General features: G+C 55.9%; 19 protein-coding genes and 1 pseudogene. 13 read left to right on the top strand and 7 right to left on the bottom strand.

From position 1 onward, the window contains the following. The first annotated feature begins 114 nt into the window (after nt 1-114). From SD70_RS08265 to sda, 3 genes are all read left to right on the top strand, one after another. Nucleotides 115-600, top strand: coding sequence for a hypothetical protein (locus tag SD70_RS08265; RefSeq protein ID WP_156157937.1), 486 nt, complete (start codon nt 115-117; stop codon nt 598-600). Nucleotides 601-665: 65 nt separating this feature from the next. Continuing rightward, on the top strand, nt 666-890 hold the full coding sequence (locus SD70_RS08260; protein ID WP_041047185.1) for a spore germination protein: 225 nt from the start codon (nt 666-668) through the stop codon (nt 888-890). Nucleotides 891-1564: 674 nt separating this feature from the next. Further along, nucleotides 1565-1714 carry a sporulation histidine kinase inhibitor Sda gene (gene sda / locus SD70_RS08255; RefSeq protein ID WP_331436747.1) on the top strand — a complete coding sequence of 50 codons (150 nt, stop codon included), beginning with the start codon at nt 1565-1567 and terminating at the stop codon, nt 1712-1714. A gap of 57 nt (nt 1715-1771) precedes the next feature. Here sda and SD70_RS08250 read toward each other — a convergent pair whose 3' ends face one another. Both SD70_RS08250 and SD70_RS08245 read right to left on the bottom strand, forming a co-directional pair. Next, complete coding sequence (locus SD70_RS08250) at nt 1772-2017, bottom strand: hypothetical protein (protein WP_041047126.1); 246 nt, start codon at nt 2015-2017, stop codon at nt 1772-1774. Between the two features lie 93 nt (nt 2018-2110). Next, nucleotides 2111-3112, bottom strand: a complete 1002-nt coding sequence (locus SD70_RS08245; protein WP_041047125.1) for an NAD(P)/FAD-dependent oxidoreductase — start codon at nt 3110-3112, stop codon at nt 2111-2113. Between the two features lie 288 nt (nt 3113-3400). Between SD70_RS08245 and SD70_RS08240 the strand changes: the two are divergent. Together SD70_RS08240 and SD70_RS08235 are read left to right on the top strand one after the other, a co-directional pair. Further along, nucleotides 3401-4590: pseudogene (locus tag SD70_RS08240) on the top strand (NAD(P)/FAD-dependent oxidoreductase). A 27-nt stretch (nt 4591-4617) separates the two neighbouring features. After that, nucleotides 4618-4893, top strand: a complete 276-nt coding sequence (locus SD70_RS08235; RefSeq protein WP_041047124.1) for a hypothetical protein — start codon at nt 4618-4620, stop codon at nt 4891-4893. A 152-nt stretch (nt 4894-5045) separates the two neighbouring features. Here SD70_RS08235 and hemQ read toward each other — a convergent pair whose 3' ends face one another. Further along, the gene (hemQ, locus tag SD70_RS08230) at nt 5046-5792 is read right to left on the bottom strand and encodes a hydrogen peroxide-dependent heme synthase (RefSeq protein ID WP_041047123.1); all 747 of its coding nucleotides are present in this window, start codon (nt 5790-5792) and stop codon (nt 5046-5048) included. 321 nt (nt 5793-6113) lie between these two features. On the opposite strand from hemQ, the gene SD70_RS08225 reads away from it, so the two are divergent. The 4 genes from SD70_RS08225 to SD70_RS08215 all read left to right on the top strand — a co-directional run bounded on the left by SD70_RS08225 (nt 6114) and on the right by SD70_RS08215 (nt 9106). Beyond that, nucleotides 6114-6398, top strand: a complete 285-nt coding sequence (locus tag SD70_RS08225; RefSeq protein ID WP_041047122.1) for a YuiB family protein — start codon at nt 6114-6116, stop codon at nt 6396-6398. A 193-nt stretch (nt 6399-6591) separates the two neighbouring features. Then, a complete protein-coding gene (locus SD70_RS37765) occupies nt 6592-6906 on the top strand; it encodes a hypothetical protein (RefSeq protein ID WP_231571112.1) in 315 nt (104 codons plus the stop codon). 23 nt (nt 6907-6929) lie between these two features. Beyond that, nucleotides 6930-8144 (top strand): DnaD domain protein, encoded by a 1215-nt coding sequence (locus tag SD70_RS08220; RefSeq protein WP_231571111.1) that lies wholly within the window; start codon nt 6930-6932, stop codon nt 8142-8144. Nucleotides 8145-8155: 11 nt separating this feature from the next. Then, nucleotides 8156-9106: an ATP-binding protein gene (locus tag SD70_RS08215; RefSeq protein ID WP_041047121.1), complete on the top strand. Its 951-nt coding sequence runs from the start codon at nt 8156-8158 to the stop codon at nt 9104-9106. A gap of 107 nt (nt 9107-9213) precedes the next feature. On the opposite strand, the gene SD70_RS08210 is transcribed toward SD70_RS08215, so the two are convergent. Next, complete coding sequence (locus SD70_RS08210; RefSeq protein WP_041047120.1) at nt 9214-10068, bottom strand: helix-turn-helix domain-containing protein; 855 nt, start codon at nt 10066-10068, stop codon at nt 9214-9216. 142 nt (nt 10069-10210) lie between these two features. Here SD70_RS08210 and SD70_RS08205 point away from each other — a divergent pair, with 142 nt between their 5' ends. Both SD70_RS08205 and SD70_RS08200 read left to right on the top strand, forming a co-directional pair. Continuing rightward, a complete protein-coding gene (locus tag SD70_RS08205) occupies nt 10211-10498 on the top strand; it encodes a hypothetical protein (RefSeq protein ID WP_082053216.1) in 288 nt (95 codons plus the stop codon). Further along, a complete protein-coding gene (locus SD70_RS08200) occupies nt 10495-11292 on the top strand; it encodes a phytanoyl-CoA dioxygenase family protein (RefSeq protein WP_052487180.1) in 798 nt (265 codons plus the stop codon). The genes SD70_RS08205 and SD70_RS08200 overlap by 4 nt, the downstream gene beginning before the upstream one ends. A gap of 62 nt (nt 11293-11354) precedes the next feature. Here the strand turns inward: SD70_RS08200 and SD70_RS35860 are convergent, their stop codons facing one another. After that, a complete protein-coding gene (locus SD70_RS35860) occupies nt 11355-11504 on the bottom strand; it encodes a YqzM family protein (RefSeq protein WP_156157936.1) in 150 nt (49 codons plus the stop codon). 231 nt (nt 11505-11735) lie between these two features. On the opposite strand from SD70_RS35860, the gene SD70_RS08195 reads away from it, so the two are divergent. Together SD70_RS08195 and trxA are read left to right on the top strand one after the other, a co-directional pair. Next, the gene (locus SD70_RS08195) at nt 11736-12107 is read left to right on the top strand and encodes a MerR family transcriptional regulator (RefSeq protein ID WP_041047118.1); all 372 of its coding nucleotides are present in this window, start codon (nt 11736-11738) and stop codon (nt 12105-12107) included. A gap of 300 nt (nt 12108-12407) precedes the next feature. Next, the gene (gene trxA / locus SD70_RS08190) at nt 12408-12722 is read left to right on the top strand and encodes a thioredoxin (RefSeq protein ID WP_041047117.1); all 315 of its coding nucleotides are present in this window, start codon (nt 12408-12410) and stop codon (nt 12720-12722) included. A gap of 146 nt (nt 12723-12868) precedes the next feature. On the opposite strand, the gene SD70_RS08185 is transcribed toward trxA, so the two are convergent. Beyond that, nucleotides 12869-14275: a M20 family metallopeptidase gene (locus tag SD70_RS08185; protein ID WP_041047116.1), complete on the bottom strand. Its 1407-nt coding sequence runs from the start codon at nt 14273-14275 to the stop codon at nt 12869-12871. After that, complete coding sequence (locus tag SD70_RS08180) at nt 14272-15525, bottom strand: MFS transporter (RefSeq protein WP_041047182.1); 1254 nt, start codon at nt 15523-15525, stop codon at nt 14272-14274. The genes SD70_RS08185 and SD70_RS08180 overlap by 4 nt, the downstream gene beginning before the upstream one ends. Between the last annotated feature and the right edge of the window lie 68 nt (nt 15526-15593).

The raw sequence follows: 15593 nt of genomic DNA, 5'->3' as shown, positions 1-15593 counted from the left end.
TTTGCCTCAAATGCGGACCGCTCCGCTTTTTCGAACAAAAACAAACCGACTAAATGCCGCAACTTGGACGAATACTATAGCGAATCCGAAACTCGCTTGGGAGGTCCGACACGAATGCGTTATGTATGGCTTGTGACTCTTGTGCTGGCGCTCGCTTTGACCGGGTGCGCAAAAAAGAATACGGCCAATCCTGCGCCCGCCCATGCGCCTAACGACAACTCCGGTACGGCCGGCAATCCGAACGCGGTAGCGCCGGGGGGAGGTACTGCGGGCGGCGGAACGGCGGGAGGAGGGGCGGCAGGCGGCGGGGCAGCCCAGCAGCCGGCAGGCGGCGGTACCGCGCAGCAGCCGGCGGGAGGCGGCGCCGCAGCGAAGCCGGAACAGCTGCCGCAAATGACGCGGGCGCAGTACGACAAAATCGTCGGTGCGATCAAATTCGACGAGGTCACGAAAATCGCCGGCTCGAGCGGCAAGCTGATCGGCCAAACCGGAGGCAAAAAAACGTACGAGTACCAACTGAAGGACGATCCGAAATATTACGTCGACATCGTGTTCGACCAGAACGGGATCATGTCCGAGAAATCGCTTTTTGCAAAGTAACGGTTCCGTTTGAGGGCATTAGCACATAGGATGAAGCATCACCAAGTCAAAGGATGCTGGTGCTCATGCCTTCTTTCGTCGGTGCCTACAAAGTAGTCAGCAACACCGGCACGATCAATAACGGAGATTCTCTCATCATTGCCCCTACGTCCACGTCAAAAAGCTACTTCGGCTCCGGCAGCTCGGTTACGGGCGACTTGCCTGCCACGTTCACACTGCTCAGCGCCACCGTTACGAACGATCCGGACGTCATCGACGACAGCAACGCTAAGGCAGCGACCGGAACGTAACCGAATCAGCGCCGCCAAGACTAGCCGGCTTCAGCTGTGCATCGGGACGTGCGCGTTTACCGGCGTTAAGCTGGCTGTGTGACGTCCATCATGGTGCTCGCCGTTGCACTTCCAGCTTAACTCCTTGGCGTTAAGAGCTGGCTGTGTGACGCCCAGCACGGTGCTCGCCGCTACATCTCCAGCTTAGCGTCCAGCAGCGAAATCAGCCTAAGTATTGGCAAATTTTCTGTTTACTGACGCAGTAAAAAATGCCGCTCCGACCAATGCGGGTCGGAGCGGCATTTTGCCTGATGCTATGTCTTGACCGCCATCATCGAAATAATTACGACCAGGGCGATTAAGGCGCCGATGACGATCGTTATGGCGAGCGCATGGCGGAAATTGTTTTCCTGTTTGGTCGTCACTTGGGTCACGCTCCTTCGGTCGTAGTATGCGGTCCGTGTATGGAGAACATGCGCGATGATTAATTTTTTTAATCGGGCATAACCGCGGCCCACTTGTGCATAACTTTATCCACATTATCCCCCGCGCCGTTGGACAGATTGTGACATATATCAACAGCTTGCCCACAGGTTATTAACAGATTGATGTGGATAACAGAACGATTGTTCTATTTTTGGGTGCATGGTAATATAATGTCATCTCGGGAAGGACGGTGATTGCGATTGAGATTGATGAACAACGACACGCTTATCGATTCTTACTTGAAGGCAATTGACTTGAACCTGGAAGAAGATTTCGTACAACTGTTGCTGGCTGAAATTAAGCGGCGCCGACTACATATAGATGCCGGACACGACTTGCCCAAAGCGTCCGGAAACTAATAGATGAACACGAAAAGCCCGTTCCGGAGCAGCGCCGGAGCGGGCTTTATTGCACTTTCAATCGGTTTCGGCGAAGCCGATCGTATACGAACGGGCGCATCCCGGGCAAGACAGCACATGCATGCACTCGTGGCGGGCGAGGTCCGGATAGCCGTTGGTCATGCTGATATCGTCGATCTGGCGGTATGGCGAATACGGGCCGAGAAAATCGTTGAACCTGCCGTGATCGTCCAGAAGGCTGCCGCATTGCGGACAATGGGCGCTAACCTCTTCGATTCCGTTGCATACGGCGCAATAAGACATAAAGGCACCCTCCCCGTCGCGAATTGCGCGCCATCCGGGACAGGAGGCGCTGCTGGCGGTTAGGATGCCCTTTAGAGGAGCCGGTTATGCAGTTTACAGCTTCATGTTGCTGCTGTGGCCGGGCGATAGCTTGGCGGTCGGGTCGATATACACTTTGGCGTTGTTGATCGCCGTAGGCGCCTCGCCGAAGCCGACAGCGATCAGCTTCAGCTTGCCCGGATACGTTGTAATGTCGCCCGCCGCGAAAATACCGGGAATGCTCGTTTCCATCCGGGAATCGACGACGATGGACCCGTCTTCGATGTCCATACCCCATTCCGCGATCGGTCCGAGCGACGAAACGAATCCGAAGTTGACAATAACGGCGTCGACGTCCAGCTGGACGGTTTCGCCCGATTTCACGTCGGACAGCGTCACTTTCTCGATGCGTTCCTCGCCGTGCAGCTGCGTCAGCTCTTTCGGCGTCAACACGTTCACCCGCGATTTCATCAAGTTCTCGACGCTGTGCTCGTGTGCGCGGAACTTGTCGCGGCGGTGAATGAGCGTCACTTCCTTGGCGATCGGCTCGAGCATAAGCGCCCAGTCGACGGCCGAGTCGCCGCCGCCGCTAATGAGGACGCGTTGGCCGGCGAAGGCGTTCAAATCGCTGACGAAGTAGTGCAAGTTCTTTTTCTCGAAACGCAGCGCTTCGGGAAGCTCCAGGCGGCGCGGCTCGAACGCCCCTACACCGCCGGCGATAATGACGGCGCGGCTGCGGTGCACGCCTTTGTCGGTCACGATCTCGAAATCGCGCTCCCCATTTTTCACGACCCGCAGCACTTTTTCCTCCAGATACGTTTTCACCGGGAACAGCTTCAACTGCTCGCTCAAATTGTTGACGAGCTGTTGCGCTGTCACTTTCGGGAAGCCGGCTACATCGTATATGTATTTTTCCGGATACAGAGCGGCCAATTGACCGCCAACCTGGGGCATGCTTTCGATAATAATCGCGCTTGCCTGGCGCATGCCGGCGTAAAATGCGGCAAACATCCCGGCAGGCCCGGCACCGATAATAGCTATATCGACAATCCCGGTTTGTTTCTCCTCAACTGACATGATTTTCTCCTCCGCTGGCGTTAGTGACAAACCTTATCTCATTATAAACACCCTTGTGAACAAATCCAATATTTTTCGGCAAAAACATGCTTGCACTTTATGTGCGATCATTATATTATTGCTTGAGAATTGGTTAAATTATGTTGCGGAAAACACGAAGTCGGGCCTCGGATGAACCACTCGATGCGAGGAAATACTAGCAGGGAATTCTTCTGCTAGCGACTATTTGTGTCTTTTTTCACAAGTAAGATTAACCGCTAAAGAATAAGGATACGGATGTGAGAGAACATGAGCCGAATACCGAGAATCGTCATTCTGGGAGCAGGCTACGGCGGCATTGTAACCGCCATTCGTCTGCAAAAAGAGCTGAACTACAACGAGGCTGACGTGACGCTCGTTAATAAACATGATTACCATTACATTACGACCGATCTTCATATGCCGGCCGCCGGTACAAGCGACCCGGAAAAAGCCCGCGTCAATATTTTGAAGCTGATCGACGAGTTCAAAGTCGATTTCGTCAAGTCTACGGTAGTGCAAATTCGCCCGCACGAGAAAAAAGTCATTCTCGAAGACGGCACGCTCTCTTACGATTATTTGGTTGTCGGTCTCGGCGGCGAGCCGGAGACGTTCGGCATTCCGGGCCTCAAAGAGCACGCCATGAACATTCGCTCCATCAACAGCGTCCGCTTTATCCGCGAGCATATCGAGTACCAGTTCGCGAAGTACAAACGCGAGCCGGAGCGCAAAGAGCTGCTCACCTTCGTCATCGGCGGCGCGGCTTCACCGGCATCGAATTCGTCGGCGAGCTTGCCGACCGGATTCCCGAGCTGTGCAAAGAATTCGACGTAGATCCGTCGCTCGTGAAAATATATAACATTGAAGCGGCCCCGACAGCGCTGCCGGGCTTCGATCCCGAGCTTGTCGAATACGGCATGAAAGTGCTCGCCGACAAGGGCGTCGTTTTCAAAATCGGCACGGCGATCAAAGAGTGCACGCCTGAAGGTGTACTGATCGCCGGCGACGAATTTATTAAAGCCGGAACTGTCGTTTGGACAGGCGGCATTCGCGGCAACCATATGCTCGACGAAGCCGGCTTCGAAACGTTGCGCGGCCGTGTGAAAGTCGACCCGTACTTGCGTTCGCCGCAGTTCGACAACGTCTACATCGTCGGCGACTGCTCGATCGTCATGAATCCGGAAGGCCGTCCGTATCCGCCGACCGCACAAATCGCCACGCAGCAAGGCGAGTGCTGCGCGCATAACCTGGTCGCTGCCATCCGCGGCAATCAGCAGAAGGAATTCAAGTTCATCAATCGCGGTACGGTAGCTTCGCTCGGCCGCGGCCAAGGCATCGGCGTCGTCGGCGAGCGCAAGTTCCGCGGCTACGTCGCCTCCGTGGTGAAAAAGCTCATCGATATTCGCTACCTGTATATTATCGGCGGCATTCCGCTCGTACTGCGCAAAGGGCGTTTCTAATCAACGATATTCGCGGGAGCGACGGTTATGAGACACTGCAGCGTGCAAGTGCGCGGACTGCTGACAAGGGACGAGCTGGACCGGTATAATGCGCTGATGGACGTCGGCCATTATCTCGAAAGCCAGAACCGATACGATCTGGTGCAGACGGTTCAGAAAGAAATCGATATTCTCATTCTTCCGGCGATCGAGCGGCTGAAGGAAAAAAGCCGCCAGCGCGACCGCGATACGGAGGAATACTTGCGGCGCAAGGCGGAAATGGAAGCGCAAATGAAGGCGCTGGAAGAAGAGGAAGACGAGTAATACGGTAAGAAGAAACGGGGGGCGTCGTTCCAGACGGCCTCCCGTTTCTCGTACGGAATCAGGCAAGGATAGAGCGCGGGCGATATACTTTTTGATGGAGCAAAAAAGCCATGAACCGAGGCGTCAGGTTCATGGCTTTTTTTACGCAGCCGTCAAATGCGGAGCAAGTCGTTAAAAAGCGCCTGATCGAGCAGATTGCCGACGTAGAAGTCGCCGAATTCGCCGTACCGTGCGCTTACTTCGTCGAAGCGCATTTCGTACACGAGCTTTTTGAACTGCAGCGCGTCGTCGGCGAACAGCGTCACGCCCCATTCCCAGTCGTCGAGACCGACGGAGCCGGTAATAATCTGTTTCACTTTGCCGGCGTAGCTGCGGCCGATCATGCCGTGCGAGCGCATCATGTTTTTGCGCGCTTCCATGTCGAGCATGTACCAGTTGTCGTTTCCTTCGCGGCGTTTGTTCATCGGGTAGAAGCAAATATGCTTCGTCTTCGGCAAAGCCGGCTTCAGGCGGGCGACAATTTCCGGGTTCTGCATCGGATCTTCGCCGGGCTTGCCCAAGTACGAGCTGAGCTCGACGACGGATACGTACGAATATGCCGGGATAAGGAAGGAAGCGAACGTCGATTTGTTAAAATCGTTCTCGAGATCGTTCAGCTCCTCCAACGTCTCGCGCAAATGCATGAACATGAAATCGGCTTTCTGGCCGACGATGCTGTACGTCGCCGTGCTGCCTTCCTTGCGGTCCTCGATCCCCTGCCATTTGGCGAGATAAGCGGCGAGCTCTTCGCGAGCTTCGCGGCGCGTGCTTTCGTCGGCGGTTTTCCACATCGTCCAGTCGATAAGCCGGAAATCGTGCAGCGAATACCAGCCTTCCAGCGTTTGCGTAGCTTCACTCATCGTATGTAACACTCCTTTACTCTTGCGCTGTAGCAAATCTTGTTTCATTGTACCCGAAGCCGGCTAAACGTTCAAATTCCGTCCACTTTACGCGCCGCGGCCCATCCGCTACAATGAATAATGAGGCGGAGCGGAGGATGGGAATGTGGGTCGGAGAGCGAAGCGTGCGCTTTTGAACTCGTGTTCCCACCTTGGTTTCATCATTCGGGGAACACGAGTTCAACGAAGCCGGAGACCCACATTTCCAATCCGCAGCGCAGCCCCGAACTTTCTCGGGAAGCACGATAAATTTGCTTTTGCAATAGGAAGGAACGATCGCTTGTGATCCAGCTCATTATCGTAACGGTGCTGATGTTTGTGCTGTTTTTCGGCATCGGCTTTATTCTCAATATGCTGATGAAAACAACCTGGTTTCCGATCTACGCTTACATTGCGCTGGTGATCGGACTTATCGTGTACTGGTCGCTGGGGCCCGGGACGTTTTGGAGCAACGTGGCGGAATTTACGTACGCGGACTACATTCCGGCTGTCGGCGGCCTCGTCGGCGCCGTGCTGAGCGGCTCGGCCATCAAGACGCTGCGGCTCAAAGGGTTCAAAATGTTTTGAACCGAAAGCGAACTATTGACGGTGACATTCCGACTGGCGGTTGGAATGTCATTTTTTTATGCCGCATGCTGCGGGGCGTGTTCGGCGGATTTCGGTCCGCCAGGCAACGGCGAAAAATTGGTGCACCATCCTTGTCGCTTTTTGTGGTAAAATGGAATACCGATACTTTCGGACGGATGGAGTAGGATCGAACGTGCGCATTGCCAATTTGCTGCATTTTACGGAGCATCACCGCTACAGCGTGTATCGCGATTTCGCTTTAAGCGCGCTGCAGAGCAGCATGCTGACGCACATGTATCAGCCGATCGTCGGCTTGTCCGCGGTTGGGCTGTATCATACGCTGTACCGTCAAGTGGCGGAGGCGCAGTCCGGCTATTCGCCGCTGGAGCTGCATCGCCGGCTTTTGCTGCTGACCGGTTCGGAGGGCGAAGCCGGGCGCGCGACTGGATCGAGCACACGTCGCGGCTCGAGGCGGTCGGGCTGCTGCAGACGTCGCGCCATTACATAGAAGCGGGCGAAGAGTATGTGTACGTGTACCGGCTGTTTGCCCCGCTCGACCCGGCGGAGTTTTTCCGCAATCAGCATTTGACGCTGCTGCTGCGCGACAAAATCGGCAAGTACATGGTGCTCGCGCTGAAGGACGAGCTGCTTGCGGCGCAGCCGGACGAGCTGGCCGGGACACCGAGCGAGGATTTGTCGATGCCGTTCTACGAGCTGTTCCGGCTCAATGCGTTCGCAGTAGATCCGGAGTTCGAGGCGGCCGTGGAACAGACTGCGGCGTCAGGTCCGGGCCCGGATAGGCCCGAGCTTGCGCCGAAAGGGTTCGGCTATGCCGACATCATTCAGCGCTTTCCGCGCGAGTCGCGCAACCGCCCCTTCGTGGAAAGCTTCAAGTACGAGCCGGAGCATCTTGCCGCTGTCAATTTCGTCGCGCGCAAATACGCGCTGGGGCTGCAGGAGACATGCCGGCTGCTTGATGAGGACGGCGTGTTCCGCGAAGACGGTTCGCTCGATGTGGAGCTGCTGCAGTACAGGGCGAATTTGTTTTATCGGCAAAGCAAACGCCGCGACGAGAGCCGGCAGCGTTCGCTGGCCCGAGCGCGGGAAGCGGGCGGGGAGGCAGTCGGCGGCGAGCGCCAGGAGCACAATGTGGAGATGCAGTATTATCTCGAGGTGCCGGCGCTATTGCAAGGCGAGTGCAACGAGCATCAATACAACTTCATTTTGCGCAACGAGCCTTATACGTTCGTGCTGCAGAAATTTTTCCCGAAAGGGCCGGTGCCCGACGGGGTGCTGGACATTTTCGAGAAGATCGATTTGACTTATAAGTTGAACGAGACGGTCATCAATGTCATCATTCATTATACGTATGTATCGCGCCGTTCATGGTCGAAGTCGTCGCTCGAGCAAGTCGCTTCGGATATGCTGGGGCGCCAGATCGAGACGTACGAGCAAGCTGTCCAGTTCGTGCGCGAGCGGCTGAAGCTGAAGCAGAAGCTGGAGGCGAAGGAGAGGGCGGCTGAAGAAGTTGCGGCGGCGGGCAAAGACGTCGTGCGCAGCGGCAGCGGCGCGATCCGCGGTGCAGGCCGGGGCGCGCGTACCGGCGGGGCGGCAGCCGCCAAGGCGAAGCCGCACATCCCGGTGGCGCAAAGCGCGCGCGGCAGCACGCTGAGCGAGGAGAAGCGCGAGGAAATTCGGCGCGTCGCGAAAGAGCTGGATCAAGTGCTAAATAAGCGCAGCGAATAGGGGGAGCGAGCGTGGAGTCGTTATCGAGCATTTTGAAGCAGTTGCCGTATCCGTCGGTGCTGCAGCAAGCAGAAGAACGGGCAAGGCTGCTGCTCGCCGACCCGCTCATCGTGAAATTCCGGCAAAAGTATCCGTTCGTCGACGAGCATACGATGAAGATCAACATGAACAGCTTGTACCAGTACGTGAAAGAGTACAAGACGTGCATGAATTGCCCCGGGCTGGACAAGTGTCCGAACGATATGACGGGACACTACACGATGCTGAGCGCGGATCTCGTGAACGAACGGCCTTACATTCGCGAGGAAAAAGTATCGTGCAAAAAATACGTCGCCCACCAGATGCAGATGGCGATCCAAAACCGGATCCGCACGTTTCATATCGACGAGAAGGCGCTGCAGTACGGCTATTCGTTCGAGGACGTGCTGGAGAAAGATCCGGACCGCGAAGAGGCGGTCGGGCAAATCGGGTTTTATATCAAGAACACGATCGAAAACGGGCTGCAGCCGCGCGGATTGTTTCTGACCGGCTCATTCGGCACGGGCAAAACGTTCCTGATGTGCTACATGCTGTACCAGCTGGCCAAAGTCGGGCTGACCGGCGCGATCGTCTATATGCCGGATTTTGCCGAAGATTTGAAAGGAATGTTCCAGGACTCCCAGAAGCTGCGCGAGACGATCGAGCTGCTGAAGGAGACCGACCTGCTCGTGTTCGACGACATCGGCGCGGAAAACTTGAACCCGTGGCTGCGCGACCATGTCGTCGGCGCGATTCTCAATTACCGGATGAACCGCAAGCCGACGTTTTTCACCTCGAACTACGACCTGGACGGCTTGGAGCGCCATTTCAGCTTCACGAACAAGGACGGGGAAGAGGAGCACAAGGGGCTGCGGATCATGGACCGGATCCGTCCGTTCGTCGACGTCGTCGCGGTCGGCGGCTACAACAAGCGCGGCGTGTAACAAGCAATCATACTATTGTATCGAAAATGGCTCGGCCACTGCGAAAGCGCAATGGCCGAGCCATTTTTGCAACTGACGAAGGCCGTTCTGCGCCGGATTCAACGCCGCTAGAGCTTCCGCTCAACCACAGGCGCCGCCGCATATTGCCGGTACGTGCTCGGGGCCTGGCCCGCCAGCTTGCGGAACATGCGCGAGAAATAGTACGGCTCGAGCCCGATCCGTTCGGCGATGTCCGCAACGGGCATATCGGTCGCGATCAGCAGCCGCTTCGCCAGCTCGATGCGCTTGCGGTTAATGAAAGCGATCGGCGGAACGCCCAGCATCGATTTGAAATACGACTGGAAATAGTTCGGATGGAAGTGCACAAGGGCGGCCAGCTCTTCAACTGTCATTTGCCGCTGCAAGTTTTGTTCGATATAAGCCAGCACGACGTCGATTTTGCCGGACTCGCGCGTGGACGTGACGGCGAGGGGCAGACCCTGCCCGATAGCCAGCTCGATATACAGATACAGGATGTCCATCAGCAGCGCTTTAACCCGCAGCGGGGCGCTGAACGCTTCGTTTTTGTACATCCCGATCAGCTCCCGGAACAAGCTTTCAAGCCGCTCCCGCTCCGGCACGCGCACAAACGTCGGCGTTCCGAGCAGTTCAAACAAGTCCAGGTCGCCCACGGACGCGGAAAAATGGCACCAATATTTCTCGAACGTCCGCCCCGGCTCCGTACCGAACGCGAGCGGCTGCCCCGCAGGCAGCAAAAACAGCTGCCCCGGCTCAGGCCGGTGCGTCACGCCCCGATGGCGAATCCAACCCGCGCCTGAGCGGAAAAAGTACAACCGGCTCACCGGCGGCGCGGCCAACGTCTCGCCCCAGTCGCTCAAAACCTTGGTCAGCTGCGCCGTGTGCAGCTGCACTTGCAAGTTGTCCAAGTAGCTGCGCAGCACTTGCTGCCGAATCGGGTCCACTCTGCCGCCCCCTCTGACAAAAACAGCTTAGTATTGTGCAAATTTCTACGTTTATCATACATTCCTTTGCAGCCTGCCGTCACCCTACAATGGACTAGGAAGCAAGCAAAAAATGAAGTCTGCAGAGGAGCGATCGAAGAGCATGAGTGTGCTGCGACAGCAAATTTTAATTTTGCATGCGGCGGATCCGGATCTCGAGTCCCGCACGGTAGCATGGGCGTTGTACGACGGAGCGAAGCCGAAAGGGGAGCTGCAAATGCAGACCGGGGACAGCGACGTGCCGCCGTACGAATCGGTGCTCGACGCGATGCGTGACGGCTGGAACGTGATGCAGCTGCCGGCATTGCCCGTCTTTATCGGCGGACACGAGCACGAGCAAGGCCATCTTCCCTATGAATACGTGCTGGAAAGAAAGGTGGAGGTACAATGAGCGTTGCGGCTGTAGCGAAGGAACATTTGCTGTCGGCGCGGCAGATGGCGGATTTTGCGGCGGGCGGGTTTCTTGTGCTCGATCAGGTCGTGCCGGAGGAATACAACCGCCGGGCACTGGAGGAAATGCGCGCATTTGCCGGCAGCGGGTACCGGTATTGGTTCGAGTCGTCGGTCATACGCGACATTTTCGAGCTGCCGCAAGTAAAGGGAGCGGTGCAAAGCTTTGTTGGCGCGAATCCGGTGTACGACCACTCGTTTTTGCACGTCGTCAAGGCGAAGCATCTGAAAGGGCAGACGTACCACGCCGATTCGGTCATCGACACGCGCCCGTTCGGCTTCGACGTGCAGGCGTTTTATTTTTGCCACGATGCGCCGCGGGAGATGGGGCCGACACTTGTGCTGCCGGGCTCGCATTTGCGCAAAGTGAGCAACGGCAGCATCGGCCGTTACAAAAACATCGCCGGCCAGCGCCAGCTCGTCTCCAAGGCCGGGTCCATCGCCTTCCTGCATCACGGCATTTGGCACTGCGCCCAGCCGAACTTCACGGACACGACGCGATATGTGTTCAAGCTGCGGCTTCGTCCCGGCGAGGAGCAGCGCGGCTTGTTCAACACCGACGGCTGCGGCAGCGCGGAAGTGCTCGATTATTTGCGCAAGGCCGGACACCATGCGTGGTGCGGCGACGAGGCGCGCGTCAATCAAATCAACATCGCCAAGTTTTGGCGGTACTTATGCGGCGACGACAGTGTGGACGCTTCGTTCGAGGGCGCGCTGACGCGCATGGGACTGTAGCCGAAAAGCCAAAAAAGCCTTTCCGTCCGCGCGGACGGAAAGGCTTTTTGCCATAAATTAAATTATTTCACCAACATGGAGACAACGGTTGCCACGACGGCAATCAGAAAGAGAACGCCGAAAAACACGCCGAAGCCCATCGCTACGTCCATGAAATCATTGCGCGGCTCTTCGTTCACGTGAAGCTCGGGATGGTATTGCGGCTCGCTCATGAAGGGACCTCCTAACGGTACTGGCTAACTACGCTTTAGTATACCCAACTTGCCCGAAAGTTGTAAAGGCGTTGAAAGTGACAATTGTGCAAACAATAGGAGTGCCGGCGCGGCGGGGCATCGCTTATTTTCCGTTAGCTAATAAAAAAGTGTTGACTATGACATTAGTGTTAGGGTTTATAATGGCATTACCGGATCGAAACCATGCTGCTTGAAGGAGGCGAAGATTAGGTGCGAATCGGCGAATTATCCCGGGTCACGGGAGTGAGCTTGCGCTCGCTGCGCTATTACGAAGTCAAAGGGCTGCTCGCTGCCGACAGAGAAGAGAACGGCTACCGGATATACAACGCCACCGCCATCGAGCGCGTGAATACGATCCAGTTCTACTTGCGGCTCGGGTTTTCGACGGACGAGATCGAAGGCTTCCTGAACTGCGTCATGAAGAACAAAGAAGCGTTCTGCGAGGAAATTTTGCCGATGTACGAGCAAAAGCTTGCCGAGATCGACCGCCAGCTGCACCAGCTCGGACAAATTCGGTCGAACCTCGTGGAGCGGATGGAAGCCATCCGCCGGGAGCAGGAAAGCAAGGCGTCCGGGCAATAGGTCGTGAAGGGCGGCGGTACTGCGGATTGGAATATGGGATTCCGGCTCCATTGAACTCGTGTTCCTATCAATTGGTAACAAGGAAGGAACACGAGTTCAAAAGTCGCTGCTCCATCCCATATTCCATCCTCCGTACCGCCGCAAGCAAACGTCTGCCCGGCAGTACCGCCGCCCCCGCAGACGGATGCGCTTCGCAACGCACGGCCCACATCAGGCTTGGGCGCACCGCCGTCCGGTTGAAAACCGCAAGTGCTGTGGTATACTTTACATGTTGACAACCCGAATAGGAGGAAATGAACAATGGCTATCGTAAACGTATCTGACGAAAGCTTCAAAAGCGAAGTCGAATCCACCGGCACCGTACTCGTTGACTTCTGGGCCCCTTGGTGCGGACCTTGCAAAATGATCGCGCCGGTACTGGAAGAATTGGATAAAGAGGTATCGAACCTGAAGATCGCGAAAGTGAACGTGGACGACAATCCGGAGTCCGCAAGCCGCTTCGGCGTGATGAGCATCCCGACGCTGATCGTGTTCAAGGACGGCCAACCGGTCGACAAAATCGTCGGCTTCCAGTCCAAGGACGCGCTGAAAAACGTCGTTACGCGCCATCAATAATCGGCAGCGATTGCCGCGTGAACGCAAGCTCTTTTTTCTGCTATGCCGGAAAAAGAGCTTTTTTGTTGGCATACGGCGGTCGATTTTGAAAAAAGCAGCAGTCCGGAGAACAATATCCCTGGACTGCTGCGTGCCGCTTGCCGGCTTTATTTTTTGGGCGATGGCTTCACGTCTTTTGGAATCGGGCACGTGTAGGCCGTCTCGGCCAGTTGCCGGCTAAGTTCCGCCTTCGCCTCCGCCAGAACGGCGGGATTCCGCATCGCCTCGAGCGCCGTCGCCGCCATCACTTTCCCCGCATGAAGCATGCCTTTATGTGCAATTGAAGTTGCTCCTTGCGCGACCAGCTGCCAAGTATGAAACGGTGTTCCAACCGCCATGCAAGCCGTTACGCACTGAACGGTAGGGGCTATCCAGCTGACGTCGCCTACGTCGGTAGAGCCTGAGCCGGCGGAAGCCCCTCTTTGTTCTCCGTAAGGCATAATGAAATCGGCGAGCTCTTTATCCCGAAGAGCTTTGCTTGGAATGCTGTTTATATCTTCTGCCGAAAATGTAGCCCTCATCTCGCGCGCGAACTTCCGCTCTTCGTCGTCGAAAACCGGAACGCCGAGCTTCGTGAATACTTCGTGCATGACTTGTTCCAGCACGGTATTCGGCACCAAATTCGAGCACGCTTTATCGAAGACGATCTCCACCTTTGTTCCCGTCATCAGCGCCGCTCCGCGCGCAATGTTGCAGACGCGCTGGTAAATTTCCTCTACTTGCGGGGTTTTTGGGGCGCGAATCAGATAAAGAACTTCAGCTTCGGCCTGGACGACATTCGGAGCCGCCCCCCCTGCATTCGTAATCGCATAGTGCACCCGCGCGTCCGGAATGATGTGCTCTCTTAAATAGTTCACGCCCACATTCATAAGCTCGACGGCGTCGAGGGCGCTTCGTCCCAAATGCGGGCTTGCCGCAGCGTGCGAGCTTCGGCCCGCAAATTTAAAGTACACCTGGTAGTTGGCGAGCGAGTTGGCAGAGAATACGCCGTTCGCGGGGGCCGGATGCCAGCACAGGGCAAAATCCACATCGTCAAACAAACCTTCGCGCGCCATGAACGTTTTACCCGATCCACCTTCTTCGGCGGGACAGCCGTAGTAGCGGACGGTTCCTGCAATCCCGGCCTCTTCCATGTACGTTTTCAACGCAACCGCCGCGGCGAGCGAGCCCGTTCCGAGAAGATTGTGGCCGCAACCGTGGCCGTTGCCGCCTTCGACGAGCGGATTGGCAGAGGCGACTCCTTTTTTCTGGCTCAATCCGGGAAGCGCATCGAATTCCCCCAAAATGGCGACAACCGGTGTCCCGCTGCCACAGCTTCCGATAAACGCCGTTTCCATGCCGCCGACGCCTTTTTGCACGGAAAATCCTTCTTTTTCCAGCGCCTGGCACAGCAATTCGGCGGACCGGAACTCCTCAAAGCGGGTTTCCGCAATTTCCCAGATCTTATCGCTTAATTGGATGAATTCATTTCGCTTCTTCTCAATAATGGCGGAGAGCTTTTCCAAGTCAGTCATGCCGGTTCCTCCCCGGTGTGCGTATTTGTCCGTTCGAATATCCGTGCTTCAAATCCTCTGCGCAGTGTCAATGCGGCGAAGAACGGAAAGACCATCGCAGCGATCATCACCCAAAACGCAGCTTGATAGGAGCCGTTAAAGCTTTGGATCATAAACCCCATCAATGAAGGGGCGATAATGCCCGCCACTTGTCCGCCGAGGTAGACGAAACCGCTCGCGGAGCCGATCACTTGTTGATCCAAATATTTGAGCGGCATCGTTAGAACGGTCGTTACGATGAGCACGCCGCCTAGCGAGCTCAAGCACTGATAGAAAACGACCATTCCGACCGAAGGCGCCTGGAACATCAAATAAATGCAAATAGCCGTGACGACGGAGCCGACGATGACAAAATATTTTTCCCGGCCGAGCGCGAACTTTTTGTCCAGCAGCCAACCGGTGATGAGAACGGAAATAAAGCCGACCAGCGACGGAATGGAGGACAGGGCGCCCATCGAAACGAGATCCAGATGGTGGACTTTGACGAGATATGAAGGCATCCATGACTGCATGCCCCAAGTTACGATGCTGGCGCCGAAGTAAATGAGCGTAAGCTGCCATACGAAAGGCATGGATACCAGCTGCTTAAGCGGCATCTTCGCCTTCGCTTCCCCTGCTGGCTTCGGATCTGTTTGCCCTCCCGGCTTTAAGAAAAAGAAGAGAACGAAGCAAACCGCAAACCCGACCGCACCGAGAGCGACAAACATATATTTCCATCCGAACCAACTCGTTAACGTAGCTGCCACAAGCGAGCCGATCATCGCGCCAAGCGTCGTGGAAGAGGTGAGTATCGATTTGGCTCTGGCCCGCTGCTTTTGCGGAAACGATTCCGCTACGGCTACCGAGCTTGCCGACGGATAGCTGCCTTCGCCGATCCCGAACAGAAAGCGGATCGCGATCAAGGAAGCGAACGACCACGCAAAGCCGGTCAATAACGTAAACAGCGACCATAAAACCGCGGAAAACAGAATCACCTTTCTCGAGCCGAGCTTATCGGACAAATAGCCGCCGATCGGCTGCATAATGGCATAGCTCAGAAAGAAGCTGCTCAAAATCAAGCCGGCATGCGCAGTGCTTAACCCGAATTGTTTGGAGAGCGGAATGATGGCCACGTTAATGGCTACCTTGTCAAAATAATTAATGAGCCACGTTAAACACAACAGACCAAGTGTCACATATTTTACCTTGTTAGCGGACATGCGATTGGTCATAGACACCCACCGTCCATATAATGATATCGCTTTCAAAAAAATGGCCTTCGACAAACGAATCCGCCTCC

This window comes from Gordoniibacillus kamchatkensis, from assembly GCF_000829455.1.
GTDB lineage: Bacteria > Bacillota > Bacilli > Paenibacillales > NBRC-103111 > Gordoniibacillus > Gordoniibacillus kamchatkensis.
Note: the sequence above shows the minus strand (reverse complement) of the source record. Positions and strands in the feature narration are given on the sequence as shown.